Here is a 25,350-nt window from a genome sequence, read left to right on the forward strand (position 1 = left end):
CGGGGCCATGTCGACGAAGGCAGACGCGCAGAACGCCCACGAGGACGCGGCCACCGGAGAGGACAGATCAGGGCCGGAGCTCCTTTCCACGCGTGACATCCGGGCGCTTCTGAAGCGCAACAAGGCCGATTTCTTCCCCGATACGCCGGCCGAGGGTGGCCCCACCCTGCCGCCGCTGCCCGCCCACCGGTTCACACCTCTGACGTTCGAGACCTCGACGCCGACCTCAGAGGCGGGCGCCGCCCCGCCCCGCACGCCAGACCCCGAAGAACGCGAGCCGGACTTCAAGGCCAAGCCCGCCGCCGCGACGCTCGATCTCGAAGCCATCAAGGCAGCCGCGCGGGAGGAGGGCCGAACGTTGGCGCTCGCGGAGATCGACGCCGCAACGCGCGCCGCCGCCGCAGACGCCCGCGCCGCTGCGGAGGCAGAGGCCGAGGCTCGCCTGGAGGTAGCGCGGGATGCCTTCACCGCGCTCATGGAGAGCTTCACGCTTTCGATCCACGAGGCCGAGACCACGCTGGCGGCCCGGATCGAGGAGGCCGTCCTCCGCCTCGCCAGCGACCGAGCGGGGCAGGCGATCGACGCCCTGCCCGATGCGTTCCTCGCGCGCATTGCAACGCTCTGCCGTGATCTGGCCAATGCCACGTCCGAGGCCCGGATCGCGCTCAATCCCGACGATCTCGCCGCCATCGCGCCCCATCTTGAGAAGGCCAAGGGGCTGGGCGAGGCAAGTTTCGAGGCCGATGATACCCTCGCGCGGGGCGACCTGCGCTTGATCCTCGGCGATGTGATCTGCGTGGACACGCTCACGAGGCAGGCCCCGTGACCGCGTCCCCGAGCCTCTTGTCGCGCCTGTCACACCATGTGGAGCGCCTCTCCCATCCGCCGCGCCCAGCGCTCAGCGGCCGGGTCCTGCGCTATGACGGGCTCATCGCCGAATGCGCCGGTTTCTCCGCGGCGCCGGGCACGCGCTGCGCGGTGGAAACGGAGGATGGCGGCACCGTGACGGGCGAAATCGTGGGCTTTGCCCATGGCCGCAACCTCCTCTTTCTCGACGAACCGGGCGCGCGTGTCGTGACGAATTGCGCGGTCCACCGGCTGCCGGACAGCAGCGACATCCCCGTAGGTGAAGCGCTGCTCGGGCGGGTGATCGACGCCGATGGCGCGCCCCTAGACGCAAAGCCGCCGCCGGCCTGCACCGCGCACCGCAAGATCCGCGGCGCGGCGCTCAATCCCATGGCCCGGCAGCCGGTCACGACGCCCCTCGATTGCGGGGTGCGGCTCATCAATGCCGCGCTCACGCTCGGGCGCGGCCAGCGCGTGGGCATCGTGGCAGGATCAGGCGTGGGCAAGTCCGTCCTGATCGAGATGATCGCGCGATCCACAGAGGCCGATGTGATCCTCGTGGGCCTGATCGGGGAGCGCGCGCGGGAGGTGGGCGAGTTCGTCAGCCGGGTCATGTCCGGCCCGGCGCAGGCGCGCACTTGCGTCGTGGCCGTGCCGGCCGATCGCTCCCCGCTCCTGCGGTTACGCGCCGCCCAGCGCACGACCGCCATCGCGGAGCACTTTCGCGAGGCGGGGCGCGACGTGCTGCTCATCATGGACAGTCTCACCCGCGTGGCCCATGCGCGCCGCGAGATCGGGCTGGCGCTCGGCGAGCAGCCCACGGCGAAGGGATACCCGCCCTCGGTCGTCTCGATGATCCCGACACTCATTGAACGGGCCGGGCCCGGCCTCGCGGGGGAGGGCAGCATCACCGCGATCTACACGATCCTCGCGGACGGCGATGACACGACCAACGATCCCGTCGTCGATACGGCGCGGGCGATCCTCGACGGGCACATCGTCCTTTCGCGGAAGCAGGCGCAGATGGGCATCTATCCGGCCATCGATCTCACGGCCTCGGTGAGCCGGGTCATGAAGGACATCGTGCCAGCCGACGTAAACGCGCAGGCCGCGCGCCTCCGCCGCCTCGTCGCGCTCTACCTCGAAAACCGGGACATGATGCTCATGGGCGCCTACGCGCCCGGGCATGACGCGGCGCTCGACGAGGCGGTGCAGGCCTGGCCCCGCATCGAGACATTCTTCGCGCAGGCCCACGGGGAGCGCGTCTCGCTGGAGGAGAGCTACGCGGCGCTCGAGGCGGTTGCGGGGCCCGGCGCGGGAAGACAGGCATGAGCCGCCGACATGCCCATCTCCTCCGTCTCCTGCACCTGAAGACACAAACCGAGCTCCGGCGTTGCACCGGCGCGGTGGAGGCGCTGCGGCGACAGGAGCTGCGGACCTTCGAGAAGGCGGACCAGCTCGACCTGCTTCTCGCGGAGATCGCGCAGGAAGAGGCCAGTGCACTTACACCGGGCGCTCTGGCCTCTGCCCGGGCCATGGCGCATGCGCTGCGCGCGCAGGTTCGCGCCACACGGGAGGATCTCGCGGGTATCCGGACCGAGCGCGCTGAGCGGGAGGCGGAACTCGCCCGCGTGGCCCAGCGCGCGACATCCCTCGAGGAAAAGCGCGCGGAGGCCCTTCGCGTCGCCCGGCGCCAAACCGCCGACCATGGCGACGCGTCCACGGCCCACCGCGGGCTGGCATCGCATTTGCAGGAGCACGGAGACACGAGTTCCATTCGGCGGCCGCATCCATGATCCCTTCGAACCTCTTGAGCCCCTCCGGCGGACCCTCCACGGCGCCTCCCGCTGCAGCGTCGGGAGAGGACGGGGCGGTGGAGACGTCCTTCCTGGCCATCCTCGGCGGCCTGACCGAAGAGGTCGCTCAAGCTCCTGCGGTGCATGAGGAAGCCGCAGCGACCTTGGTATCGCCCGGCACTGAGGGCGCGCTGATCGTGCCCGCCGCGATGACGGCTCATGCAGCAAGCGGTCCGGAGCTTGGCAGAGGGGCCGACGATACCGTCTTGGCGGATGCGATGCCCTCACACACGGCAGGGTCTTTGTCTTCGCTCCCGCATCGGGAGAGCGCTGCGGCACCAGCAGGGGCGCCACCGATTGACGGCCCCCTTGCCGAGGGCACGGCGCACGCTCCCGGGCCGAGCGTGCACCTGGCGGAGCATCCTGCTTCAGAATTCGCGACGGGCGGACCACCGACCATCGAGCAGAGCGACCAAGGCCGCGCGGCGGGATCAGAGCCCCTGAGGGCCGGACGCCTCGCAGCCTTGGACGCGGGAGAGGCAGCATGGGCTGTTGTGCCGGAGAGCAGGGGGCGCAACGGTGGCGATGTGGTGGTCACGCCGGATGGTGCACCGCAGGTCGCGGCGCGAGACGCGGAGGGACTCAATCTTGGGGCACTCATCGGCTCCGGCGAAGACCCTGAACCTTCCAACGCTCCACTCCACATGACGCAACCGCAGGTGGCGGCCCCGGCAGGCACGGGAGACGGGCCGCCGGTGCCGCAGGGCACCGCGCCGACCTTGAGCACCACGCTTCCGCTCGACCTGACCACGCCCAACTGGCCGGAGGCGATCGTGCAGGACCTGGCGCCGCATCTTGCCCCAGACGGGGACACGCTGACACTCACGCTCACGCCCGAGCGCCTTGGCACGCTTCAGGTTCGGCTCGCGGTCGAAAACGGGCAGGCCCAGCTCTTCATCCTCGCGCAAACGGCGGAAGCCGCAGCAGCGCTCCAGCAGGCCGAACCGCGCCTCGCGCAAGCCCTGGAACAGGCGGGGCTCGCCCTGGGCCACCACGAGGCGCGCCACGACGGCAGCGCCAGCGAGAACCATGGTCAAGCCGACGGGGGATCTGGCAGCGATCACGGCACCCACGACGAAAACACAAGCCCAGATGCCCTGCCCGAGAGCGCGACGGCTACCCAAGAACGGCTGCAACCGGGCGGGCCCTCCGCCGCGGCGACTGCATCATCAAGGCACACAGCCAGCGTCAATCTTCTGGCCTGAGGATCACCATGACCGATACCACCGCCGACGCGCCGCCAAAGAAGAAGGGCGGGCTCCTCAAGACGCTTCTCATCGTGCTCGTTGTGGGCCTGCTCTTCGGCGGCGGCGGCTTCGCGGGCGGCATCTTCTATGCGGGGCAGCAGGAGCCTGCCTCCGGTGACATCCTCCAACTGATCGAAAGCGAAGGCGGGGTGGGTGCGGATGGCGCCAAGCGGGTCCCGCGCGCGCTGCCGGACCGGTCCGCCTTCGAGACCCGCTACCATGAATTCGCCGAGCCCCTGACGACAAACCTGCGCGGCTCGCGGCGCTTCCTGCAAATCGGGGTGGGTATCTCCACGCAGTACGATGACACCGTCATTTCCCACATCGAGACCCACGAGCTCGCGCTTAAGTCCGACATGCTCGCGGTGATGAGTGGCTTTACCGAGGACGATGTCACCGGGCAGAACGGGCGCGACGCGCTCGCCGAAGCGCTGCGCGACGCCATGAATATTCGGCTCGAAGCACTTGAGGGCTTTGGTGGCGTGGAGGGCGTCTATTTCCCGAGCTTCGTGATGCAGTAGCCGCCATGGCCGATGAGGAAAAAGAGACCGCGGGCAGCGCGACGCAGGGCCTGCGTACGGATCAGCTCGATGCGCTCGTGGACGAGCTGCGCAGCAAGGACACGTCGCCTGACCGCGCCAAGCCCATCGGGCACGAGCGGGTGGAGCTCTTCACCTTTGGCAGCGACGACCTCGCCGTCATGGGCAACTATCAGGGCCTGCGCATGGTCAACGAGCGCTTCTGCCGCCTCGCGCGCTCCGTGTTCGTCCCGTTCTTGCGGACGCAGCCGCGGATCACGGCCTCCGCCCCCGAAGTCCGGACCTTCGACGACTATTCGCGCGGTCTTGGCAGCTTCGTGAGCCTGACGACCGCCCGCATGGACGAATTGCGCAACAGCCAGCTCACGGTGCTCCAGCCCGACTTCGTCTCTCTGATGACCAACGGCTACTATGGCGGAGATATCGCCTATCTCGGCAATCGCCGCTCGGAATTCACGGCAAGCGAGAACAGGGTCGTCCGCCTCTGCACCGAAGCGCTTCACCGCGCGCTCGAAAGCGCATGGTCTGACCTCTACCGCCTCACGTTTTCCCGTCCGGTCCACGAGGACAACGCGCAGTTCACGAGCTTCGTGGAGCCGGATGAGCAGGTCGTCGTGACCTCGTTCAACGTGCAGCTACCGGGCGTCGAGCCCGCCACGCTCGACATGATCTACCCGGTGCAGGCGCTCAAGCCCCTCGCCGCGAAGCTGCGGTCGCCGATGCAGACCGACCCTGCAACGGCCGATCTCCTCTGGCAGTCCCGGCTCACGCAGGCGGTGATGCAGGTCCCGCTCACGGTCACGGCGCGGCTGGCGACTCCGGAAATCCAGCTCGAGCAGCTCATGGAGATCGCGCCCGGGCTCGTCATCCCCATCGATCTTCACCTGCGCCCGCAGCTCCTCGTCGAGGGGATGCCCTTCTTTGACGTGGAGCCCGGCGAGAAGGGCGGCCGAGCGGCCGTCTCCCTGCTTCACAAGTGCCATGCCCCACGCCCCGAGGAGGATCCCGAATGACCGATAGCCCCGACGCTCCCAACGATCTGCAGGACGGCGAGGTCATGCCGGACCAGAAGCCGCGCTTCCCTGACATCGGCCTCCTCGCCCGCGTGAAGGTCAATGTCACCGTGGAGGTGGGGCAGGCACAGATGAGCCTGCAGGACCTCGTGCGCCTCAACGAGGGGGCGGTGGTCGAGCTCGACCGCATGGCTGGCGACCCGCTCGATATCCTCGCCAACGGGACCAAGATCGCCCGCGGCGAAGTGGTCGTGGTCGGCGAGAAATTCGGCATCCGCTTCGGCGAGATCGTGGAAGCGAGAGAACGCCTCGAAAATCTCTAAAACTGCCGCCAAATGGCACGGACTCTGCAGGCTTGCCATCGACCCGCCCCTGCAGAGAGCCGCCGCACCGTGGACGTTCTGAGCCCCGACCGCCTTTTGACGATAGCTGCCTTCCTGGCCGTGCTGCTGGGCGTATGGCTCTATGTGCGGCTCAACCGGGCACCGATCGCCCAGCGCCTGAAGCAGCGCCGGAGGCTCGAGGTGGCGGAGGTGCAAGGCCTCGGAAGCCACGCGCGGGCCGTCCTGCTCAATGTGGATGGCGCGCGGCTCCTCATCGTGACCGGGCCCCGTTCGGGCACGGCGATCCACGCCCTCGACGACGCAGAAGCTCCGGCGCTTTGCGAGGGTGGGCTGGCGGAGCGCACGCAATGATCGCCCGGCATCTTGTCCCGCTGGTGGGCGCGGCCCTGATCGCATCGCTGCCCGGTATTGCCGCCGCGCAAGCCGGCCTGCCCGTGCTCTCGCTCGATGGCGAGGGCGGAACCACCTATTCGCTCTCGCTCCAGCTCCTCGCGCTGATGACGGCACTCACGGTCCTCCCCGGCCTCGTGCTCGGCATGACGGCCTTCACCCGTGTCATCATCGTGCTCTCGATCCTGCGGCAGGCGCTGGGCACCATGCAGACGCCGCCGAACCAGGTGTTGATCGCGATCGCGCTCTTTCTCACCTTCTTCATCATGCAGCCCGTGCTCAGCGCCATCTACACCGGCGCGGTCTCGCCCTATCTCGACGGCGCGATGCCCGCCGACGTGGCCATCGAGACGGCCTGGGGCCACCTGCGCGGCTACATGCTCGCCAATACGCGGCAGAACGATCTGCTCATGTTCTCCGAGCTCAGCGAGGCGGGCCCCTTCGCCGATCCGACGCAGGTACCTGTCTCGGTGCTCTTGCCCGCGCATATCACCTCCGAACTAAAGACGGCCTTCCAGATCGGCTTCCTGCTCTTCCTGCCGTTTCTCGTGATCGACATGGTCATCGCCTCGATCCTCATGGCGCTCGGCATGATGATGCTGTCGCCCATGATCGTCTCGCTGCCCTTCAAGCTCCTGCTCTTCGTGCTCGTAGATGGCTGGGCGCTCACGATGGGCTCCCTCGCGTCGTCCTTTCAGGGGGTGCTTTGAGCCTTGGAGTTCGACGCCAATATCGAGCATTTGCAGCTGGCCTATTGGAACATCCTGCTGACGGCGGGGCCGGTCCTGCTGGTGGCGCTCGGGGTGGGCCTCCTGATCGGGATCCTGCAGGCGGCCACGTCGATCAACGAGGCGACGCTTTCCTTTGTGCCGAAGATGGGGGTGGTGATCCTGACCATGGCGCTCATGTCGAGCTTCACGCTCGGAACCCTGAGCGACTACTTCTCGCATATATTCGACACTATCGCGTCGATCCGGTGAGGCGGATGCTGGATCTCACGCCAAGTGCCTCCGGCCTTCCCGGCCTCGCCCTGAGCGAGGTGTCCGGCGTGCTGCTGCAATTCTTCTTCGCGATGCTGCGCATCGGGGCGTTCGTTCTCGCCGCGCCGCTCTTTGCTGCGCGCTTCATTCCGCTGCAGGTGCGCATCGTTCTGACGGTCTGTCTCGCGCTCCCTCTCATGGGGCGCGTCCCGCTCCCCGATCCCGAGACGCTCGCGAGCACGCGCGCGGTGGTCTGGGCCCTGCGCGAGATGGCGCTTGGGCTGAGCGCGGGCCTGGTGCTCAGCATCCTTTTCGCCATCGCCGTCATCGCCGGGGACCGCATCGCCAACACGGCGGGTCTGGGCCTCGCGGCGCAGGTGGACCCCAATACCGGCACGCAGTCCCCGGTCATCGGGCAATTCTTCTCGCTTTTTCTGCTGGCGATCTTCCTCAGCCAGGACGGACATCTCGCGGCCATAGGGCTCGTGCTGGAGAGCTACCGCCTCATCCCCATCGCCGCGCCGATCAACGGCGCCGAACTGACGGGCGCGGGCCTTGACGCCGCGCGCGAAATGTTTGCCGGGGCGGCACGCGTGATGATGCCCGTGGTGGGCATCCTCCTCGTGCTCAACATCGTCATCGGTGTCATCACGCGCTCGGCGCCGCAGCTCAACATCTTCGCCTTCGGCTTTCCGCTCACCATGAGCGCCACCCTCGTGCTGCTGCTGCTCACGGCCACGGGCCTCGGCGCGGCCTTCGCCGCCTTGACGGACGACGCGCTCGCCCGCCTCGCCGCTCTCTTCCTCGGCGCCGCGGATGGCTGAGGCTCAGGACGGACAGGAGAAGACCGAGGAACCAACCGAGAAGCGGCGGGCCGACGCGCGCAAGGACGGGCAGGTCGTGACCTCGACGGAGGTCTTCGTTCTCGTGACGCTAGCGACAGCCACGCTCATCTACCTCGTGGGCAGAGCCCAGCTCCCCGGCCTCGCCGGGCTCTGGGCGCAGGGCTTCGTGATCTCGCCGGGCACGGCGCTCGATGGTCTTTTGATCGCCCGCACCGGCTACCTTCTCGCATGGACGGCCGCCGCGGCCGCGATCGGTCTGCCGCTCATCGCCGTGATCCTTGCGGCGCAGGCCGGCGTGGGCGGGCTCAACTTCGCGACGAAGGCCATCGGCTTCAAGCCCGAGAAGATCGACCCCCTCAAGGGCTTCCAGCGCATGTTCTCCATGCGCGCGCTGGTGGAGCTCTCTAAGGCAACGCTCAAGGTGCTCCTGCTTCTGGGTGCGGGCCTCATCGCGGTCTGGCCGCTCTACCCGGCCTTCGAGACCGCCGCCTCACAATCGACGGGCGATGCCATCGCCCTGCTCGGGACGGCCATGCTGCGGCTTCTCGGCGGTGTGCTCGTGGGGCTCCTGCTCATCGCGGCCATCGATCTCGTCTGGCAGATCCATCAAAACACGCAGCAGCTCCGGATGTCGCGGCAAGAGATCAAGGACGAGGTGAAGGAAGCCGAGGGCGCCCCTGAGCAGAAGGCCGAGCAGCGTCGGCGACAGCGCGACGCCTCGCGCCGGGCCGCGGAGCGCAAGGCCCTCGATGACGTGCCGAGTGCCAACGCCATCATCACGAACCCCACGCATTTCGCGGTCGCGCTGCGCTATGATCCGGCCTCCGGCAAGGCGCCGATCATCGTGGCCATGGGCAAGGGCGACCTCGCGCGGGAACTCATCCGCCGGGGGCGTCTCGCGACGGTCAAAACGCTGCGCGTCCCGCCGCTGTCCCGGGCGCTCTTCTTCCACGGGACCCTCGGGAAAGAGATTCCTGAAGCGCTCTACGCCGCGGTCGCCGTCGTTCTCGCCCATGTCTGGCGCCTCGATCGCGGGATGGCGGGCCCGCTTCCGGCCGTGAGCCTGCCCGAGGAGCTGCTCTTCGATGAGTTCGGGCGCCCCGCGTCCCGACCGTCCCGATCTTCCCGGTAATCAGCAAGGGAGCTGCCCCCCGTGTCAGACCCATCCCACCGCCCCTCCACGGGAGACATGATCTCCACTCTCTGCTTTCTCGGCGTGGGGCTCTGGCTCCTCGGCAACGCGACGCTGGAGGCGTGGCCCCGCAACGCGCTCCTCGCGCTGGCAGGTACGGCCAGCCTCGCAGGCGCCGCGCGCCACATCATCGCGCGCGCGATCTCGAGCCGCGGGGAGGAGCGTCGGCGACCCTAGCTGGGCAGAAAAAAGAGCAGTCCAGCGAGGCAAAAGACAAGGAGGGCCACGGTGGTGGCCACGGCGGCGCCGAGAGGCGCCCAGCCCACCTCTGTCACGTCCTTGATCGGCGTCGCGAGGCCCACCGCCGCGATGGCGGTCACAAGACAGGCTTGGGACAGGGTGCGCAGCGCCGTCTCGAAGGAGGCGGGTACGAGCCCGATGGAGTTCGCGACGACAAGCGCGGCAAAGCCAAGAAGAAAGACCGGGACGAGCTGCGGCTTGTCCCCTGCCGGCCCGTCGCGCGAAGCGGCATAGACGAGCCCGATGATGAAGATGACCGGCAGGAGCAGCGCGACGCGGAAAAGCTTCACGATCGTCGCCGTCTCGCCGGCCTCGGTGGAGACGGCAAAGCCCGCCCCGACGACCTGCGCGACGTCGTGGATCGTGGCGCCCAGAAGGATCCCGATGGCGCGATCTTCGAGCCCGAAGAGCTGGAAAAGCGACGGGTAGATGACCATTGCAGCCGTGGAAAGCGACGTGACGATGATGACCGTGAACGCGGTCTGACGTTCGAGTTCAGGCCCCCGGGGCAGGACCGCGGAGATGGCGAGCGCGGCCGATGCGCCGCAGATGGCGGTGGCACCGCCGAGAAGCACACCGAACTGGCGCGTATGCCCGAGCGCCCGCGCCGCGAAGACGCCCATCGCGATCGCGCAGACCATGCCGCCGATGACGAGCGCCGCCACGCTCCAGCCCAGCGCGACGACGTCCCCCAACACGACACGCGCGCCCAAAAGGGCGATGCCCACGCGCAGGATGCGCTTCGACGCGAAGAGGACCCCGGCGCTCGGTTTCGTGCCTTTTTCGATGGCCGGGGCCAGCGCCATGCCGATGAGCAAGGCCAGGAGCATGACCGGGCCGCCCACATTGGCGGAGACGAACGCCGCCGCCCCCGCAACGACGGCGGCGAGGATGATCCCCGGAAGGAGTGCCTGTACTCGAGCGAAAATGCGGGGCCTCGTTGGTCTCGTTGGGTCGGTCGCCGGAGGCAGGTGTGTCGCGAGAGGCAGCCCTCTGTCAATCTCGCCGTGGCTCTCCGCACCGCGCCACGCCACCCAGTCACCGGCCCGCACGGCACGCGGGCGCAACAAAAAAGCCACAGCGCGAGGCGCAGCGCGACGGGGTGCGCGCACTCGGGACGCGCAGGGCATAGTCAGGGGCAGCAAGGATGCAATCAAGGAGCGCGCCGTGAAGACGCTAGGCTTCACCTGTCTGAAGGATGACGGCCCCTACCTCGTGGAATGGCTGGCGCATCACCTCGCGGCGGGCTTTGGGAAGATGCTCGTCCTGACCCACGATTGTACGGATGGCTCAGATGCGCTGATGGATGCGCTCACGGCCGATCCGCGGATCGCCCATGTCCCTTTCGATCGGACTTTGGGCAAGGCTGTCCAGTGGCAGGCGCTGGCCCATGCGGCGCGGCACGCGGAGTACCAGTCCGCCGACTGGGCGCTCTTCTTCGATGTGGACGAATTCCTGTGCCTCGACGGGTCGGCGGACATCGCGGCGCTGATCGAGGCTTTCGGCGGCGATGCCATTGCCCTCCCCTGGCGGCTTTTCGGATCAGGTGGGCAAGAGACATGGCGCGATGGGCTCACGCCGGAGCGCTTTCTGCGCGGGGCGGCGGAGGATCTGCACTTCCCCCTCGCGCATCTCTTCAAGACGCTGCATCGACCGGCAGCCTTTCAGAAGCCCGGCGTGCACCGCCCGCGTGGCCGAAAGGGCGAAGCGACCGTCTGGACGGGGCCCGACGGTGCCCCCCTTCCCCGCGGCTTCGACACGGCGCAGAATGCCATTTCTCTCTACGGGCTCGTACGCGGCAAACGGCAGGCGTGGCTCAACCATTACTCGCTCAGGTCCCGGGATGAGTTCATGGTCAAACGGAGCCGAGGGCTGCCCAACCACGAGGCGCGCGAGATCGGCGTGACCTATTGGCTGGAGCGCAACTGGAACATGCTGGAGGAGCGCAGCATCGCGGGGATGCTCCCCGCGACCCGCGCGACCTACGACGCCCTGATGGCGCTTCCGGGGGTGGCGGAGGCCCATAGGGCGTGTCGCGCGGCCCATGACGCGCGGGCCCGGGCGCTCGCGTCGGACGTGGAGGCGGCGCGCCTTGCCTTCCGACTTAAGCTCGCCGGGGACAGCACGCCGCCCACTGCGGCCGATGCCCGCCAGCTCATGAAACAGGTGGCGGCAGCGAGGGCCTCCGCGGCTGACTAGGGTCCAGTGGGCCAGTGTGAAAGAAACGCCCGATCAACCTCTCGCCCACAATCGCGCGCCCCGCTCGCGGCTTTGAGTAAGGGCTGGAAGGCTCACGCCTCGGGCGTTGCGCTTCGGCTCGGCTCACCCATGGCCAGCTCGCTACGGCGCTGCTCCTCCTTGGTGGCTTGGTTCACGGCCATCATCTTGCTGCGTGTGTCGAGGGTCAGCGCCACGTGGACCTGATCGCGCAGTTCGGGGTCCTTGTCGACGAGGGCACGCAGGGCCGTCCGGCTCATCCGGAAAAGCCGCGTACCCGGGGAGGCGACCACGCGGGCGGTGGCGGGCTCGTCGCTCAGCACGGTGATCTCGCCCAGCAGGCTCCCGGCCGCCACATGGGCCAGCACGCGGCCCTCGCTCTCTGCGCGGGCCGCGCCGCTCTTGAGATAAAAGAGCGCCGTTGAAGGCGCGCCCTCCTCGATGAGGACGGTCTCTTCGGCCACGTCCAGCCAATGCCCGGCGTTCAGGAACTGGCGCGCGTTGATGCGCGGCATATGGGCGAGCTTGTCTTGCACGAAGGCGGCCTCCTCGGGTGAGAACTTGACCGCGCGCGACCTCAGGAAGAGCCGTGTGAGACCAAAGACCGAAATGAGGATCCAGCTCACCTGGATGATGGCGGAGTAGAGATTGAAATTCGCGAAGAGGGAGACGAGGACGAACGAGGCCGCCGCGAGGTTCATCCAGACATAAGCAAAGCCAGAGCCGCGGATATAGCCGGCCTGCAGCAAGAAATAGCTGCTGAGGTAAAACGAGACGCCGACCATGCCGGCCAGGGCAAATGCATCGATAAACTGGGTCATGGCCACATTTCCGATCCACCGGAACATACAGGGCGGGGGATCAGGATCATGCGTGGCACCGAGACGGTCATGACGCAATGATAGATGTTGGCGGAGGCAGTTACGGATGAGCCTCGGGCTGCCCCGTATGCGCCCTCCAGACCGGGCTGTCGCGCGCTAGGGCGCGGTGCCGAGGGTCTGACGCAGGCGGATATCGGTCGGAAGCTCCATGCGCTGCCCCGCCTCGCCCGAGCGTAGCATCTGGATCAGCATCCCGGCGGCGCGGCGGCCCATCTCGCGGTGGGGGACGTGGACCGTGGTGAGCGAGGGCTTGGCCAGCATTGCGATCTCGATATCGTCGAACCCGGTGATCGATACGTCCTCAGGCACCTTGAGCCCCATCTCGCGCGCGGCGCGCAGGGCGCCGATGGCGAGCACGTCGTTGACGCACATCACGACGGTCGTCTCGGGGGCCATGGCCATGACCTCTCGGAAAGCGGTCTCGCCGTTCTCGATGCCGTAAGGGGTTTCCACGGTGACGAGCGAGGCAGGATCGAGCCCTGCCTCACCGAGCGCCAGCCGGATGCCCTCCACTCGCCCGCGGGCGCGGTCATTGGTCTCCGTTGGCGCAGTGATGCAGCCGATGTGACGGTGGCCGCGCGTCAGGACCAAGCGGGCGAGCTCCGCCATCCCCTTCACGTTGTCAAAACCGATGGCCGGGCGCGCTTCTTTCTCGGCGAAGGACCACGCCACGAGGGCCGGGATCTTCTGCGTATCGAGGAAGCCGTAGAGCTCCGCGCTCCTGTCATAGCCGATCAGGAGGAGCGCATCGGCGCCCCGCGCCACGAGCGCGCGCACCTGCTCGTCCTCGAGGGTCTGGTTGTAGGCCGAGGAGGCCAAAAGGAGCGTCTTTCCATGGCGGCCGAGCTCTTCCTGAAAGGCCTGAAGACCGCGCGCGAAGACCGCGTTTTCCATGGTGGGGATCACCGCGCCCACGGTGTTGGTCTGCTTGGCCGCGAGCGCGCGTGCACCGAAATTGGGGGCATAGCCGAGATCGCGCACCGCCTTGAGGACGCGCTCGCGCGTGTCCGGCACGACCCGGTCCGGCGAGTTCAAGCACCGCGACACCGTGGCCGTGGAGACACCCGCGCGGGCAGCCACGTCGGCCAGGGTGGGGATTGCGCCGTCTGAGGTCGGCTGTGCCATGGATCTCTTCGCCTTGTGTCTGCGCGCAGATCGCGCCGCCTGAGCTATGCACAAAAGGGGCGGGTCGATCACGGGGAATGTTACGCTTGCCCGATTTTATGTAAGCGCTTACATTTGTCACGACTCACCTGATACAGGGGGTCCGGGAGGATACATGCCATACGTGATCGCAGCCGTGCTGGTGCTGGCCTTTGTCGCCAATGTCGCCCTCGGCGCCTTTGGGCCTTCGGCCCCCGTCGGGATCGTCGCGGAGATGCTGATCCTCTTCGGGGCCGCCATCGCATTTTCCATCGGAATTCTGCGCAGCGAAGCGCGGGAAAAATCAAAACAAGACCACACAGAATAAGCGTCCAAAGGGAGGATTTGACATGGACAAGACCCACAAGGAGCTGGCCTCGGCCGAGCGCCGAAATTTCCTGAAGCTCAGCGGGGCCGGCGCGTTCACGGCGGCCGTTCTGGCCGGGGCGAGCGGGACGCTATGGTCCAGTGAGGCAGCCGCCCAGACCGCCGCTGAAGAGCGCGACAGAGAGGCCGCAGCGGACCACGTCATGACGCTGGCGACGGCCTATGTGCTTGGGGCCTCGCGCTCCTACCCGATCATGCAGCTGGACCTCAAGGAGAACATCCAGAACATGACCAACGGCAAGGTCTACGTGAAGCTCGCCCCCGGCGGACAGCTTGGCGCCGGTGGCGCGCTGGCGCAGGCGGTGCAGGGCGGCACGATCCAGTGCGCGCAGCACTCGCTGTCGAACTTCGCGCCTTTCGCGAGCGTCGTGGACCTCATCAACCTGCCCTACTTCTGCGGCTCCAATCAGCGCTTTACGAACCTGACGACGTCGGACGCATGGAAATCCGAGGTTGATCCCAAAATCGCGGCCTCGGGCTTCAAGGCGCTGATGTACATCGTCATCGACCCCCGCGTCGTGGCCGTGCGGCAGGGCGGGAACGCCATCATCACGCCCGGCGACATGGCGGGCGTGAAGTTCCGCGTGCCGGGCTCCGCGATGCTTCAGCAGTATTATGGCCTCGTGGGCGCGAACCCGACGCCGGTTGCCTGGGGCGAGACGCCGTCGGCCATCCGCCAGGGCGTGGCCGATGCGCTCGACCCGTCGGTGGGCGCGCTCCATGTCTTCGGCTTCGGCGAGATCCTCTCTCACGTGACCTTCACGCAGGCCGTGCCGGACAGCCAGGTCTATTCCGTCAACGCGGAGTGGTTCGATTCCATGCCGATGGACGTGAAGGAAGGCATCGAGTTCGCAGGCGAAGTCACGCAGCAGCAGAACCTCGCCAAGGTGCCGTCGGCGCGTTCCTACGCCATGTCGCAGCTCATCGCTAACGGCGTGGAATTCCACTCCCTGACCGACGATCAGCTCGCCGAATGGCAGGAGGCGGGCGGCTTCCAGCGTTCCGAATGGGACCAGTTCAAGGTCGATCTCGCGGGCTCCATGGAGACCTTCTCCAAGCTCGAGGAAGCGGCCGGTACGGCGAGCCGCTACTACGTCCACGACGCGTAAGCGCCCTGCGGGCCGGCGTGCCCTACGCGCCGGCCCGCACACCACTCTGCAGACGTCACATTTGCCCGGCCGCGCCTGCGCGGCGGGAGGAAGGCCCCCATGTCCCAGATCTACCGCGCCATAGATGCCAATGCCGAACGGTGGCTCCTCCTCGTCTTCTACGTGATGCTCGTGGGCACTATGTTCATCGAGGTCGTGCGGCGGGAGGTCTTCGCATATTCCTCCATCTGGGGGGAGGAGATCGTGCGGTATTCCTTCATCTACCTCGCCTGGATCGGCGCGGCGGCGGCGGTGAAGGAGCGCGGCCATATCCGCATCGACGTGGTCATGCATTACCTGCCGCGGACGCTGAAGACGCTGCTCTACATCTTCGGGGACATCGTGATGTTCATCATCGCGCTCATCGCGATCTACTGGTCGTGGGAGGCGCTGCATGTCTCGTGGAAGTTCCAGTCCGTCACCGATGGCCTGCGCATCGGGCGGTACTTCTTCCTCTTCGCGGTGCCGTTTGGCTTCGCGCTCGTCGTCTTCCGCCTCGTGCAGGGCTTCCTGCGCGACATCTCTGACCTTCGTAACGGGCGCCCCGTCTACGAAGGCGACAAGCTGTTCGACTAGGGAGGGCCGGGACCATGATGTGGCAGCAACTCGGGCAGCAGACCCTCGAACTTGGCTGGGATTTCTACGCCTCCGTCATTCTCTTCGTCGTCCTCGTGGCGCTGGCCGTGCCGGTCTGGGCTGCCATCGGCTCCGCCACTGTGCTCATGCTCGTCATGTCCGGCGCCTTGCCGCTGAGCCTTGTCGGCGAAAAGCTCTTCTCCGGCATCGACGCCTTCGCGCTCACGGCCGTGCCGCTTTTCATCCTGACAGGTGACGTGCTCGTCCGAACGGGGCTCAGTCGGAAATTCCTCGACGTGGCCGAGGCGCTGACCTGCTGGGCCAAGGGAGGTTTCGGCTCGGCCACCGTCCTCGTCTGCGGAATGTTCGCGGCGATCTCGGGCTCTGATGCGGCGGGGGCTGCTGCCGTGGGCCGCATGACCATCGACCGGCTGGTGGAGAGCGGCTACCCCCGCCCCTATGCCTGCGCACTTGTGGCCGCGGGCGCCTGCACCGGCATCCTGATCCCGCCGTCCATTGCCTACATCATCATCGGCCTCGTCCTCGGGATCGCCGTCTCCACGCTCTTTCTCGCGGCGGTCATTCCCGGCCTTCTCATCCTCATCTCTATCCTCGTGACGAACGTGGTGATGAACCGGCTGAACCTCTGGGAGGGCGGCGGGATCATGACGGCGGCGGAATGGCGCGCGAACCTCTGGGGGGCGCTCAAGAGCGGCTGGTACGCCTTCCTCGTCCCCGGCATCATCTTCTACGGCATCTTCTCGGGTCGCCTTACGCCCACCGAAGCGGGCGCCGTCGCCGTCGTCGTCACCATCGCCATGGGCTTCATGCTGGGCACGCTGAAGCTCAGCGACTTCCCCGCCATGCTCGTCAGCTCGGCCAAGGTGAACGGCGTCATCCTCCCGATCATCGCGTTTTCCATCCCGCTGGCCGAGGCGCTCGCCATCATAGGCGTACCGCAGGGCTTCGTCGGGGCGCTGACGTCGATGACATCCAACGAATACGCCCTCATCGCCATCATGGTGCTGATCCTCGTCGCAGCGGGCTGCGTCATGGAGACGACACCCAACATCGTGATCCTCGCCCCGATCCTCTTCCCGCTCGCGCAGGAAATCGAGATGAACCAGATCCAGTTCTGCATCATGATGATCACGGCGCTGGGCGTGGGCTTCATCACGCCGCCGCTGGGGCTCAACCTCTTCGTGGTCTCCGGCATCACGGGGGAGTCGATCCTCAAGATCGCCTACCGCGCCATCCCCTTCGTCTTCTTCATGCTGATCGTGACGCTTATGATCGCTTACATTCCCGCCTTCTCCACGTCTCTTCTTCCCGATGTTTATCGATAGGAACCCGACCCCATGACCCGCGAGTATCTGAAGAAAGCCTCCCTCACCGCGCGCAGCGGCGCCTCGGACGTCAACGAGATCGTGCGCGGCATCCTCAGTGACATCGAGGAGGGCGGCGACGCGAAAGCCATGGAATACGCGGCCAAGTTCGACAAGTACGACGGCAACGTTCTCCTGACCGCCGAGGAGATCGAGGCCGCAATCGCGCGCGTGCCCGAGAAGCTGAAGCGCGATATCGAGTTCAGCCATGGCAATGTGAAGCGCTTCGCGGAGGCACAGAAGGCATCGATGACCGATATCTCGGTCGAGGTGGTGCCGGGCATGGTCGCGGGTCAGAAGATGATCCCGGTGGACGCGGCGGGCTGCTACGTGCCGGGCGGCCGCTACAGCCACATCGCCTCGGCGATCATGACGGTGACCACGGCGAAGGTGGCGGGCTGCAAGCACATCGTCGCCTGCTCCCCGCCCCGCCCGGACGTCGGCATCGCGCCTGCGATCGTCTATGCCGCGCATATCTGCGGCGCCGACAAGATCATGGCCATGGGCGGCGTGCAGGGCGTCGCCGCCATGACCTTCGGCCTCTTCGGGCTGCCCAGGGCCAACATCCTCGTGGGCCCGGGCAACCAGTTCGTGGCCGAAGCGAAGCGCATCCTCTTCGGGCGCGTGGGCATCGACATGATCGCGGGCCCCACGGACAGCCTCGTTCTCGCCGACAAGACCGCCGACCCGATGGTGGTGGCGACCGACCTCGTGGGTCAGGCCGAGCACGGCTACAACTCCCCCGTCTGGCTCGTCACAGACGACCGCACGCTGGCTGAAGAGGTGATGCGCCTCGTGCCCGTGCTCATCGATGATCTGCCCGAGCTCAATCGCGAGAACGCAACGGCGGCGTGGCGCGACTATGCCGAGGTGATCCTCTGCGCTGATCGCGCCGACATGGCCGCGACATCGGACGAATACGCACCAGAGCACCTCACCGTCATGGCCGAAGACCTCGACTGGTGGCTCGAAACGCTCACCTGCTACGGCTCGCTCTTCCTCGGGGAGGAAACCACGGTGGCCTTCGGCGACAAGGCATCGGGCACAAACCACGTACTGCCGACGTCCCGGGCGGCGACCTATACCGGCGGCCTCAGCGTCCACAAATACATGAAGATCGTCACCTGGCAGCGCTCGAACGCAGACGCCATGAAGCCCATCGCCGAAGCGACGGCACGGATCTCCCGGCTCGAAGGCATGGAGGCCCATGCGCGCACCGCCGATATCCGGCTGGCCAAGTTCTTCCCGGGCGAGAATTTCGATCTGACCGCCGAAGACTGAGCATGTCGTCTGCCCTTCACCCAGACCTCAGCGGCCATGTGGCCCTCGTGACGGGGGCAAGCTCCGGCCTCGGGCGCCGCGCGGCGGAGGTACTCGCACGCGCCGGGGCCGCGGTGGTGGGCGTGGCGCGCCGCGCAGAGGCGCTGGAAGCGGTGGAAGGCGTCTCCGCATTGCCATGGGACCTGTCGGACCGCTCGCGCCTGACCGAGCTTGCCGAGGAAGCCGCTCTGCCGTTCGGCGCGCCGGACATCGTCGTCCATGCCGCCGGGGTCAACACGCGTGAAGCTGCTGACGACGTCACAGTCCACGGCTGGGACCTCACGCTGGGTCTCAACCTCGCAGTGCCTTTCTTCCTGTCCCAGCACCTCGCTGGCGCGATGGCGGCGAAGGGGTGGGGCCGCATCGTGACCTTTGCCTCCCTGCAATCCTCCCGCGCCTTTCCCGGCGGGCTGAGCTATGGTGCCTCCAAGGGCGGCATCGCTCAGCTCACGCGCGCCATGGCCGAAGCCTGGTCAGCGCGCGGGATCAACGTGAATGCCATCGGGCCAGGTTTCTTCCGGACGGAGCTCACGGCGGCGGTCTTCGACGACCCGGACCGCGCGGCGCGCAATGCGGCGCAAACCTGCATCGGGCGCAACGGCGAGCCGGAGGATCTCGACGGGCCGCTGCTCTTCTTCTGCTCGGATGCGTGCCGGTACGTTACCGGGCAGGTGCTCATGGTCGACGGAGGGTTCACCGCGAAATGAAAGCGCTGGTCTATTCCGCGGTGGAAACACTGGAGCTGCGCGAGGTGCCCGACCCGTCGCCCGGGGCATCCGAGCATCTCGTGCGGATCGGGGCGGTGGGCATCTGCGGATCGGACATGCACGCCTATCTGGGCCACGATGACCGACGCCCCGCGCCCCTCATCCTCGGGCACGAGGCGGCAGGCGTGGTGGTGGGCGGCCCGTGGGACGGGCGGCGTGTGGCTATCAATCCCCTTGTCACCGATCCCGAGAGCCCCGCCAGCCGCTCGGGCCGCGAGAACCTCGATCCTGCGCGGCAGATCATCTCCATGCCGCCGCGCGAGGGGGCCTTTGCGCAATTGGTGGCCATACCCGAGCGCAATCTCGTCCCAATCCCCGACGACGTATCGATGGAGATGGCCGCGCTCGCCGAACCCATCGCCGTGAGCTGGCACGCGGCGCGACTGGGGCTCGCGGCGCAGCATCCGGCGGACCGCGGACGCGCCCATGTGATCGGTGGCGGCGCGATCGGCCTGGCCGCGGCGCTCTCGCTGCGGGCGATGGGGGTGGACGCGGTGACGTTGGCTGAACCGAACGAGACCCGCGCCGCCTATCTGCGCGACCGCTGCGGGATCGAGATCGACACCGCGCCGCAGGGTGGCGTGCCGCTCGTCGTCGATGCGGTGGGCTATGCCGCGACCCGCGCGACCGCCTCGGCCTCTGTGCGCCCGGGCGGTGTCATCGTGCATATCGGCCTCGGCAGCAGCGAGGGCGGCCTCGATATCAGGCGGCTCACGCTCCAGGAAATCACCTTCATCGGGACCTACACCTACACCGCGCAGGATTTTCGCGATGCCTGCGCGGCCATGTTCAGCGGGCGTCTCGGTGCACTAGACTGGTACGAAGAACGCGCCCTCGCCGACGGCGCCCGCGCCTTTGCCGATATCAAGGCTGGCCTCGCGCCTGCCCCGAAGATCATTCTCAAACCATGACAAGCCCCGGAGACGCCCATGTCCAACCCCGCCCCCAATGAGATACCGCACCTCCTTGTTCACGAAGAGGCCGACAATGTCGGCGTGGTCGTCGTCGAGGGCCTGACCGCTGGCACCGACATGCTGTGCTGCATCACGCACGACAATTCCACCTTCCGCCTGACCGCCGGGGCGGACGTGCCCATCGGGCACAAGATCGCGCTCAAGGACATCAAGAACGGCGACACCGCGATCAAGTACGGGGAGGATATCGGCAAGTTCATCGCCGACGTGCCGCAGGGCGGCCACGTCCACACCCACAACTGCAAAACCAAGCGTTGGTAAGGAGCGCCCCCATGAGCAAGTACTCGAACATCACCTTCATGGGCTACCGCCGCGAGAACGGCCGCGTGGGCGTCCGCAATCACGTCCTGATCCTGCCCGTCGATGACATCTCCAACGCGGCCTGCGAAGCGGTGGCCAACAACGTGAAGGGCGCGCTCGCGATCCCACATGCCTATGGCCGCCTGCAATTCGGCGAGGATCTGGAGCTCCATTTCCGGACCATGATCGGCACGGGCTCCAATCCCAACGTGCATTCCGTAGTCGTCGTCGGGATCGAGCCCGGCTGGACGAAGCGCATCGCCGACGGAATCCGCGAGACCGGCAAGGAAGTGGCCGAGTTCTCCATCGAGCAGAAGGGCGATTTCGAGACGATCCGCGCGGCCTCCTGGGCGGCGAAGGATTTCGTGCACAAGGCGACCGAAGTGCAGCGCGAGGAATGCTCCGTGAAGGAGCTGTGGGTCTCCACCAAGTGCGGGGAGAGCGACACGACGACGGGCCTCGGCTCCTGCCCCACGGTGGGCAACATGTATGACAAGCTCCTGCCCGAGGGGATCACCGGCTTCTTCGGGGAGACCTCCGAGATCACGGGCGCGGAGCATATCTGCCAGAAGCGCGCCATCAACGAGGAGGTGGGCGAGCGGTGGTACAAGATGTGGAAGGCCTACCAGGACGACGTGATCTTCGCGCATCAGACCGATGACCTCTCTGACAGCCAGCCCACGAAGGGCAACATCGAAGGCGGGCTCACGACGATCGAGGAAAAGGCGCTAGGCAACCTCGAGAAGATCGGGCGCACCTCGCAGTACATCGACATCCTCGAGCCCGCCGAGCAGCCGAAATCGGGCGACGGTCTCTATTTCATGGACTCGTCTTCGGCGGCAGCCGAATGCGTGACGCTCATGGCAGCCGGTGGCGCGGTCGTGCACACCTTCCCCACCGGGCAGGGCAATGTCGTGGGCAACCCCATCGTGCCGGTCATCAAGATCACGGCCAATCCCCGCACCGTGCGCACCATGGGCGAGCATGTGGACGTGGACGTCTCCGGCATTCTCAGGCGCGAGATGACAATCGACGAGGCCGGCGACGCGCTCATCGACATGATCCGGCGCACAGCCAACGGACGCAACACGGCTGCGGAAGCGCTCGGGCATCGCGAGTTTTCCATGACAAAGCTCTATCGCAGCGCGTAACGGAACGGGGGGAGAGCGGCGAACGCCATGGCGGCAGTGGTCAATCTTTCGATCCCAGAGGCCCGCGCCTTGCTCACCGCGGCCTTTTCCGCCATCGGCGTGCCCGCGCCGGCGGCGGCCTCGGTCGCCCATGCGCTGGTGGCCGCGGAAGCCGAGGGGCAAGTGGGCCACGGCTTCAGCCGCCTCGGCGACTACGCCGCGCAGGTCAAAAGCGGCAAAATCAACGCCCGGGCCGAGCCTAGTATCCGGAAGCACGGCCCCGCCTCGATCGCGGTCGATGCCGGGCAGGGTTTCGCCTTCCCAGCCCTCGACGCGGCGATCGCAGCAGTCGTTCCTCTGGCGAGGGAATGCGGCATCGCCATCGCGGCGGTGGGCAATTCGCATCATTGCGGCGCGCTGTCGGTAACGGTGGAGCGCGTGGCCGAGGCGGGCCTGATCGGCCTGATGGTCGCCAACACGCCAAAGGCAATCGCGCCCTGGGGCGGACGCGACGCGCTCTACGGGACCAATCCCATCGCTTTCGCCACCCCCCGGCAGGACGGCCCGCCGCTCGTGATCGACCTCTCCTTGTCGCGGGTGGCCCGGGGCAAGGTGATGGCGGCTCGGAAAGCGGGCAAGGACATTCCCGAAGGCTGGGCTCTCGACGCAGAAGGCCACGCCACGACAGATCCCGAGGCCGCGCTCGGCGGGACCATGGTCCCCATCGGCGAGGCCAAGGGGACAGCCCTCGCCCTCATGGTGGAGATCATGGCCACAGCGCTCACCGGGAGTGCCTTCAGCGCGGAGGCGGGCTCTTTTTTCTCCGCCGAGGGCCCTGCGCCCCGCGTGGGCCAGACGCTGATCGCCATCGATCCCGGCGGGCAGGCGGACTATCTCGCACGCGTCTCCGCGCTGCTCGACAGTATCAGTGCCATGGAGGGCGCGCGGCTGCCCGGCGCCCGGCGGCTGGCATCACGCGCATTGGCGGAGGCCCGCGGCCTCGATATCCCCGCGACGTTTGTCGAAGAGGCGCGCAGGCTGGCCAGGACGGCGGCCGCCCCCCACGACGCATAAAGGACAAGTACTATGCCAAACTCTATCCTCATCCCCGTCGCGCTCGACCATGAAGGCATGGTGGAAATGAAGCTGGTCACCGCACGCACGATGCTCGAACGCGGCGGTATCATCACGCTACTGACCGTGCTCGAGAGCATCCCAGGCTTCGCCGCGGAGCTGGTGACGGTGAAGCCCGAGAACCACCTGACCGCAAAGATCCGCGGCAGGCTCGAGGCGATTGCCGAGGGCGCGGACGATATCAATTGCATGGTGACGACGGGCAAGCCGGGCGTCCGTATCTCGGAAGTGGCAGGCGAGATCGGCGCCGACCTCGTTATCGTCGGCGCGCATCACCCCTCCGCCATGGACTACTTCCTCGGGTCCACGGCCGCTCGCGTCGCCCGGCGCGCGCCCTGCTCCGTGCTCATCCAGCGGCCCGAGCGCTGACGGCCCCGCGAGGACCTGGCTCCATGGCGCGACTGACACGACCCCGCAGGGGGATGATGCTGGAGCCGCCCGCGGTCTCGAGCGCGGTCGGTGACGGCTCTCTCGCGAGCGACAAGCCCTATGACGGGCGGCGGCTCTCCTATGCCACCACTTTCACGAACCCCTGGCAGCAGGTGATGATCCGGACCATCGAGCTCGGCACGGCGAAGATCAGCCTGCTCCGAAAGATCCGGCAATTCGAAGCAATGGGCGTGCCCCAGGGACAGCCCTTCTTCACCCAGGCGCTGAAGGTCATGGGCATCGCCGTGGAGACGCCCGCGAACGAGATCGCGCGCATTCCCGCGACGGGCCCCCTCATCGTCACTGCCAACCACCCCCATGGGCTCGTGGACGGCATGGTGCTGGCCGAGCTCATCGGACGGGTGCGGCAGGACTACAAGATCCTGACACGGTCTCTGCTGACCGGTGTGGGCGAGGTCGACCGGTTCATGATCCCGGTGCCCTTCGCCCATGATCCGGACGCGGTGGAAAAGAGCGTGGAAATGCGCAAGCTCGCCATGGATCACCTCCGGGATGGCGGGGCGGTCGTGCTCTTCCCGGCAGGTGTGGTGGCCTCGGCGGATCGCTTTCTCGGCCCGGCAATCGAGCGAGAATGGAGCGCCTTCACGGCCAAGATGATCCAGCGCTCCGGCGCGACCGTGCTGCCCGTACGCTTTCCCGGGCAGAACAGCCGCGCCTACCAGATCGCCAGCCTCACCTCGCAGACCCTTCGGCAAGGGCTCCTGCTCTACGAGGTGAAGCACGCCCTCGACAGGCCGCAGCGCCCCTTCATCGGGGCGCCGTTCAGCGGCGACGCGCTGACGCGCTGGGCCGCAGACCCGCGGGGCCTCGTGAGCTGGCTGCGGGAGGAGACGCTTGGACTGGGCCAAGACCCCGGCACCTGAGCAGCACGAGTGACGCGAATCGCGCCCGACCGCTGCACGCTTTCCGCGCAAGTGCCCGATTTTCCATGTGTTTGCCCCCCCGGCTGCCTTGGCCCCGAGGCGCGCTGGTTGACGTGCGACGGGATTCTGCGTCACGCTCGTCACATCCGTGACACAAGTTCACTAGGGAGAATCCAATGAACAAGCATCTCACCGGAGCGCTCGTCGCTGCCGCCACCTTCTTTGGTGCGGGCGTCGCATCTGCCCAGGAGACCTTCATCACCATCGGCACCGGCGGCGTGACAGGGGTCTATTATCCCACCGGCGGCGCCATCTGCCGGATGCTGCGCCCGGGCCGCGCGGATCACGGCATCCGCTGCGGCGCCGAGTCCACTGGCGGCTCGGTCTTCAACATCAACGCGATCCGGGGCGGCGAGCTCGAGTTCGGCGTCGCCCAGTCCGACTGGCAGTTCCACGCCTTCAACGGCACCTCCCGTTTCGAGGAGCAAGGCCCGTTTGAAGAGCTGCGCGCCGTCTTTTCCGTGCACCCGGAGCCCTTCACGGTCGTGGCGCGTGCCGATGCGGGCATCTCGACCTTCGAAGATCTCAAGGGCAAACGCGTGAACGTGGGCAACCCGGGCTCGGGCCAGCGCGGCACGATGGAAGTGCTCATGGCGGCCATGGGCTGGACCATGGACGACTTCGCCGTCGCCTCCGAACTGCAGGCCGCCGAGCAATCGCAGGCGCTGTGCGACAACAACATCGACGCGATGATCTACACCGTGGGCCATCCGTCGGGCTCTATCCAGGAAGCGACGACCGCATGCGACTCCGTGCTCGTGACGGTCGATAACGACGCCGTGGCACAGCTCGTGGCCGACAACAGCTTCTACCGGACGGCAACGATCCCGGGCGGCATGTACCGCGGCAGCGACAGCGATGTGCAGACCTTCGGCGTGGGCGCGACCTTTGTCAGCTCCACCGCAGTCTCCGAAGACGTGGTCTATGAGGTCGTGAAAGCGGTCTTCGAGAATATCGACCAGTTCAAGGGCCTGCACCCGGCCTTCGCGAACCTCGATCCGCAGCAAATGGCCACCGACAGCCTGTCCGCGCCGCTGCACCCCGGTGCGGAGCGTTACTACCGCGAGGCCGGCCTGATCGAGTAACCGGTCCGCTTCCAGCGCATGACACTGGCTCCGGGCGG

30 protein-coding genes are annotated in these 25,350 nt (G+C 67.2%); 27 read left to right on the forward strand and 3 right to left on the reverse strand.

From position 1 onward, the window contains the following. Window positions 1-7: 7 nt before the first annotated feature. From AAFM92_09955 to AAFM92_10015, 13 genes are all read left to right on the forward strand, one after another. Window positions 8-826 carry a FliH/SctL family protein gene (locus AAFM92_09955; GenBank protein ID MEL7300694.1) on the forward strand — a complete coding sequence of 273 codons (819 nt, stop codon included), beginning with the start codon at window positions 8-10 and terminating at the stop codon, window positions 824-826. Further along, window positions 823-2,178 (forward strand): FliI/YscN family ATPase, encoded by a 1,356-nt coding sequence (locus AAFM92_09960; GenBank protein ID MEL7300695.1) that lies wholly within the window; start codon window positions 823-825, stop codon window positions 2,176-2,178. The genes AAFM92_09955 and AAFM92_09960 overlap by 4 nt, the downstream gene beginning before the upstream one ends. Further along, entirely contained in the window at window positions 2,175-2,642 is a 468-nt protein-coding gene (locus AAFM92_09965) for a hypothetical protein (GenBank protein MEL7300696.1), read from the forward strand. Before AAFM92_09960 ends, AAFM92_09965 begins: the two co-directional genes overlap by 4 nt. A 404-nt stretch (window positions 2,643-3,046) precedes the next feature. Then, the gene (locus AAFM92_09970; protein ID MEL7300697.1) at window positions 3,047-3,907 is read left to right on the forward strand and encodes a flagellar hook-length control protein FliK; all 861 of its coding nucleotides are present in this window, start codon (window positions 3,047-3,049) and stop codon (window positions 3,905-3,907) included. Between the two features lie 8 nt (window positions 3,908-3,915). Further along, window positions 3,916-4,470 carry a flagellar basal body-associated FliL family protein gene (locus AAFM92_09975; GenBank protein MEL7300698.1) on the forward strand — a complete coding sequence of 185 codons (555 nt, stop codon included), beginning with the start codon at window positions 3,916-3,918 and terminating at the stop codon, window positions 4,468-4,470. A 5-nt stretch (window positions 4,471-4,475) separates the two neighbouring features. Continuing rightward, window positions 4,476-5,501, forward strand: a complete 1,026-nt coding sequence (gene fliM, locus AAFM92_09980; GenBank protein ID MEL7300699.1) for a flagellar motor switch protein FliM — start codon at window positions 4,476-4,478, stop codon at window positions 5,499-5,501. A gap of 44 nt (window positions 5,502-5,545) precedes the next feature. Further along, window positions 5,546-5,824: a flagellar motor switch protein FliN gene (gene fliN, locus AAFM92_09985; protein ID MEL7300700.1), complete on the forward strand. Its 279-nt coding sequence runs from the start codon at window positions 5,546-5,548 to the stop codon at window positions 5,822-5,824. Window positions 5,825-5,893: 69 nt separating this feature from the next. Beyond that, window positions 5,894-6,196 carry a flagellar assembly protein FliO gene (locus AAFM92_09990; protein ID MEL7300701.1) on the forward strand — a complete coding sequence of 101 codons (303 nt, stop codon included), beginning with the start codon at window positions 5,894-5,896 and terminating at the stop codon, window positions 6,194-6,196. Continuing rightward, entirely contained in the window at window positions 6,193-6,945 is a 753-nt protein-coding gene (gene fliP / locus AAFM92_09995) for a flagellar type III secretion system pore protein FliP (GenBank protein ID MEL7300702.1), read from the forward strand. Before AAFM92_09990 ends, fliP begins: the two co-directional genes overlap by 4 nt. Before the next feature lie 3 nt (window positions 6,946-6,948). After that, window positions 6,949-7,215 carry a flagellar biosynthesis protein FliQ gene (fliQ, locus tag AAFM92_10000; GenBank protein ID MEL7300703.1) on the forward strand — a complete coding sequence of 89 codons (267 nt, stop codon included), beginning with the start codon at window positions 6,949-6,951 and terminating at the stop codon, window positions 7,213-7,215. A gap of 5 nt (window positions 7,216-7,220) precedes the next feature. Further along, window positions 7,221-8,039, forward strand: coding sequence for a flagellar biosynthetic protein FliR (fliR, locus tag AAFM92_10005; GenBank protein MEL7300704.1), 819 nt, complete (start codon window positions 7,221-7,223; stop codon window positions 8,037-8,039). After that, a complete protein-coding gene (locus tag AAFM92_10010) occupies window positions 8,032-9,192 on the forward strand; it encodes an EscU/YscU/HrcU family type III secretion system export apparatus switch protein (GenBank protein MEL7300705.1) in 1,161 nt (386 codons plus the stop codon). Before fliR ends, AAFM92_10010 begins: the two co-directional genes overlap by 8 nt. A 21-nt stretch (window positions 9,193-9,213) precedes the next feature. Next, complete coding sequence (locus tag AAFM92_10015) at window positions 9,214-9,429, forward strand: hypothetical protein (GenBank protein ID MEL7300706.1); 216 nt, start codon at window positions 9,214-9,216, stop codon at window positions 9,427-9,429. On the opposite strand, the gene AAFM92_10020 is transcribed toward AAFM92_10015, so the two are convergent. Beyond that, window positions 9,426-10,421 (reverse strand): putative sulfate exporter family transporter, encoded by a 996-nt coding sequence (locus tag AAFM92_10020; protein ID MEL7300707.1) that lies wholly within the window; start codon window positions 10,419-10,421, stop codon window positions 9,426-9,428. The genes AAFM92_10015 and AAFM92_10020 overlap by 4 nt on opposite strands. Window positions 10,422-10,659: 238 nt before the next feature. Between AAFM92_10020 and AAFM92_10025 the strand changes: the two genes are divergently transcribed. Then, window positions 10,660-11,691: a glycosyltransferase family 2 protein gene (locus AAFM92_10025; protein MEL7300708.1), complete on the forward strand. Its 1,032-nt coding sequence runs from the start codon at window positions 10,660-10,662 to the stop codon at window positions 11,689-11,691. 92 nt (window positions 11,692-11,783) lie between these two features. Here the strand turns inward: AAFM92_10025 and AAFM92_10030 are convergent, their stop codons facing one another. After that, window positions 11,784-12,530, reverse strand: a complete 747-nt coding sequence (locus tag AAFM92_10030; protein ID MEL7300709.1) for a cyclic nucleotide-binding domain-containing protein — start codon at window positions 12,528-12,530, stop codon at window positions 11,784-11,786. A 156-nt stretch (window positions 12,531-12,686) separates the two neighbouring features. Next, window positions 12,687-13,715 (reverse strand): LacI family DNA-binding transcriptional regulator, encoded by a 1,029-nt coding sequence (locus AAFM92_10035; protein MEL7300710.1) that lies wholly within the window; start codon window positions 13,713-13,715, stop codon window positions 12,687-12,689. 154 nt (window positions 13,716-13,869) lie between these two features. On the opposite strand from AAFM92_10035, the gene AAFM92_10040 reads away from it, so the two are divergent. The 13 genes from AAFM92_10040 to AAFM92_10100 all read left to right on the forward strand — a co-directional run bounded on the left by AAFM92_10040 (window position 13,870) and on the right by AAFM92_10100 (window position 25,312). Beyond that, window positions 13,870-14,061 carry a hypothetical protein gene (locus AAFM92_10040; protein ID MEL7300711.1) on the forward strand — a complete coding sequence of 64 codons (192 nt, stop codon included), beginning with the start codon at window positions 13,870-13,872 and terminating at the stop codon, window positions 14,059-14,061. 22 nt (window positions 14,062-14,083) lie between these two features. Beyond that, on the forward strand, window positions 14,084-15,229 hold the full coding sequence (locus AAFM92_10045) for a TRAP transporter substrate-binding protein (GenBank protein MEL7300712.1): 1,146 nt from the start codon (window positions 14,084-14,086) through the stop codon (window positions 15,227-15,229). Window positions 15,230-15,328: 99 nt separating this feature from the next. After that, the gene (locus AAFM92_10050; protein ID MEL7300713.1) at window positions 15,329-15,844 is read left to right on the forward strand and encodes a TRAP transporter small permease; all 516 of its coding nucleotides are present in this window, start codon (window positions 15,329-15,331) and stop codon (window positions 15,842-15,844) included. Between the two features lie 14 nt (window positions 15,845-15,858). Further along, window positions 15,859-17,190 carry a TRAP transporter large permease gene (locus AAFM92_10055; GenBank protein MEL7300714.1) on the forward strand — a complete coding sequence of 444 codons (1,332 nt, stop codon included), beginning with the start codon at window positions 15,859-15,861 and terminating at the stop codon, window positions 17,188-17,190. A gap of 12 nt (window positions 17,191-17,202) precedes the next feature. Further along, on the forward strand, window positions 17,203-18,510 hold the full coding sequence (hisD, locus tag AAFM92_10060; protein MEL7300715.1) for a histidinol dehydrogenase: 1,308 nt from the start codon (window positions 17,203-17,205) through the stop codon (window positions 18,508-18,510). Between the two features lie 2 nt (window positions 18,511-18,512). Continuing rightward, a complete protein-coding gene (locus AAFM92_10065; protein ID MEL7300716.1) occupies window positions 18,513-19,256 on the forward strand; it encodes an SDR family oxidoreductase in 744 nt (247 codons plus the stop codon). Then, on the forward strand, window positions 19,253-20,227 hold the full coding sequence (locus AAFM92_10070; protein MEL7300717.1) for an alcohol dehydrogenase catalytic domain-containing protein: 975 nt from the start codon (window positions 19,253-19,255) through the stop codon (window positions 20,225-20,227). The genes AAFM92_10065 and AAFM92_10070 overlap by 4 nt, the downstream gene beginning before the upstream one ends. An 18-nt stretch (window positions 20,228-20,245) precedes the next feature. Further along, window positions 20,246-20,551, forward strand: a complete 306-nt coding sequence (locus AAFM92_10075; GenBank protein MEL7300718.1) for a UxaA family hydrolase — start codon at window positions 20,246-20,248, stop codon at window positions 20,549-20,551. Between the two features lie 11 nt (window positions 20,552-20,562). Beyond that, complete coding sequence (locus tag AAFM92_10080; protein MEL7300719.1) at window positions 20,563-21,741, forward strand: UxaA family hydrolase; 1,179 nt, start codon at window positions 20,563-20,565, stop codon at window positions 21,739-21,741. A 27-nt stretch (window positions 21,742-21,768) separates the two neighbouring features. Next, entirely contained in the window at window positions 21,769-22,794 is a 1,026-nt protein-coding gene (locus AAFM92_10085) for an Ldh family oxidoreductase (protein MEL7300720.1), read from the forward strand. A 12-nt stretch (window positions 22,795-22,806) separates the two neighbouring features. Further along, window positions 22,807-23,223, forward strand: a complete 417-nt coding sequence (locus AAFM92_10090) for a universal stress protein (protein MEL7300721.1) — start codon at window positions 22,807-22,809, stop codon at window positions 23,221-23,223. 56 nt (window positions 23,224-23,279) lie between these two features. After that, the gene (locus AAFM92_10095) at window positions 23,280-24,167 is read left to right on the forward strand and encodes a lysophospholipid acyltransferase family protein (GenBank protein MEL7300722.1); all 888 of its coding nucleotides are present in this window, start codon (window positions 23,280-23,282) and stop codon (window positions 24,165-24,167) included. A gap of 176 nt (window positions 24,168-24,343) precedes the next feature. Then, complete coding sequence (locus AAFM92_10100) at window positions 24,344-25,312, forward strand: TAXI family TRAP transporter solute-binding subunit (protein MEL7300723.1); 969 nt, start codon at window positions 24,344-24,346, stop codon at window positions 25,310-25,312. The last annotated feature ends 38 nt before the right edge of the window (window positions 25,313-25,350 follow it).

The organism is Pseudomonadota bacterium, from assembly GCA_038533575.1.
Classification (GTDB): Bacteria; Pseudomonadota; Alphaproteobacteria; order Rhodobacterales; family Rhodobacteraceae; genus Shimia_B.

What these genes read in the sequence shown, in the direction of transcription:
- AAFM92_09955 (MEL7300694.1), top strand. Translation starts at nt 8, where the DNA reads ATGTCGACGAAGGCAGACGCGCAGAACGCCCACGAGGACGCGGCCACC.
- AAFM92_09965 (MEL7300696.1), top strand. Translation starts at nt 2,175, where the DNA reads ATGAGCCGCCGACATGCCCATCTCCTCCGTCTCCTGCACCTGAAGACA.
- AAFM92_09975 (MEL7300698.1), top strand. Translation starts at nt 3,916, where the DNA reads ATGACCGATACCACCGCCGACGCGCCGCCAAAGAAGAAGGGCGGGCTC.
- fliM (MEL7300699.1), top strand. Translation starts at nt 4,476, where the DNA reads ATGGCCGATGAGGAAAAAGAGACCGCGGGCAGCGCGACGCAGGGCCTG.
- fliN (MEL7300700.1), top strand. Translation starts at nt 5,546, where the DNA reads ATGCCGGACCAGAAGCCGCGCTTCCCTGACATCGGCCTCCTCGCCCGC.
- fliP (MEL7300702.1), top strand. Translation starts at nt 6,193, where the DNA reads ATGATCGCCCGGCATCTTGTCCCGCTGGTGGGCGCGGCCCTGATCGCA.
- fliR (MEL7300704.1), top strand. Translation starts at nt 7,221, where the DNA reads ATGCTGGATCTCACGCCAAGTGCCTCCGGCCTTCCCGGCCTCGCCCTG.
- AAFM92_10010 (MEL7300705.1), top strand. Translation starts at nt 8,032, where the DNA reads ATGGCTGAGGCTCAGGACGGACAGGAGAAGACCGAGGAACCAACCGAG.
- AAFM92_10030 (MEL7300709.1), bottom strand. Translation starts at nt 12,530, where the DNA reads ATGACCCAGTTTATCGATGCATTTGCCCTGGCCGGCATGGTCGGCGTC.
- AAFM92_10035 (MEL7300710.1), bottom strand. Translation starts at nt 13,715, where the DNA reads ATGGCACAGCCGACCTCAGACGGCGCAATCCCCACCCTGGCCGACGTG.
- AAFM92_10040 (MEL7300711.1), top strand. Translation starts at nt 13,870, where the DNA reads ATGCCATACGTGATCGCAGCCGTGCTGGTGCTGGCCTTTGTCGCCAAT.
- AAFM92_10045 (MEL7300712.1), top strand. Translation starts at nt 14,084, where the DNA reads ATGGACAAGACCCACAAGGAGCTGGCCTCGGCCGAGCGCCGAAATTTC.
- AAFM92_10050 (MEL7300713.1), top strand. Translation starts at nt 15,329, where the DNA reads ATGTCCCAGATCTACCGCGCCATAGATGCCAATGCCGAACGGTGGCTC.
- AAFM92_10055 (MEL7300714.1), top strand. Translation starts at nt 15,859, where the DNA reads ATGATGTGGCAGCAACTCGGGCAGCAGACCCTCGAACTTGGCTGGGAT.
- hisD (MEL7300715.1), top strand. Translation starts at nt 17,203, where the DNA reads ATGACCCGCGAGTATCTGAAGAAAGCCTCCCTCACCGCGCGCAGCGGC.
- AAFM92_10065 (MEL7300716.1), top strand. Translation starts at nt 18,513, where the DNA reads ATGTCGTCTGCCCTTCACCCAGACCTCAGCGGCCATGTGGCCCTCGTG.
- AAFM92_10070 (MEL7300717.1), top strand. Translation starts at nt 19,253, where the DNA reads ATGAAAGCGCTGGTCTATTCCGCGGTGGAAACACTGGAGCTGCGCGAG.
- AAFM92_10075 (MEL7300718.1), top strand. Translation starts at nt 20,246, where the DNA reads ATGTCCAACCCCGCCCCCAATGAGATACCGCACCTCCTTGTTCACGAA.
- AAFM92_10080 (MEL7300719.1), top strand. Translation starts at nt 20,563, where the DNA reads ATGAGCAAGTACTCGAACATCACCTTCATGGGCTACCGCCGCGAGAAC.
- AAFM92_10085 (MEL7300720.1), top strand. Translation starts at nt 21,769, where the DNA reads ATGGCGGCAGTGGTCAATCTTTCGATCCCAGAGGCCCGCGCCTTGCTC.
- AAFM92_10090 (MEL7300721.1), top strand. Translation starts at nt 22,807, where the DNA reads ATGCCAAACTCTATCCTCATCCCCGTCGCGCTCGACCATGAAGGCATG.
- AAFM92_10095 (MEL7300722.1), top strand. Translation starts at nt 23,280, where the DNA reads ATGCTGGAGCCGCCCGCGGTCTCGAGCGCGGTCGGTGACGGCTCTCTC.
- AAFM92_10100 (MEL7300723.1), top strand. Translation starts at nt 24,344, where the DNA reads ATGAACAAGCATCTCACCGGAGCGCTCGTCGCTGCCGCCACCTTCTTT.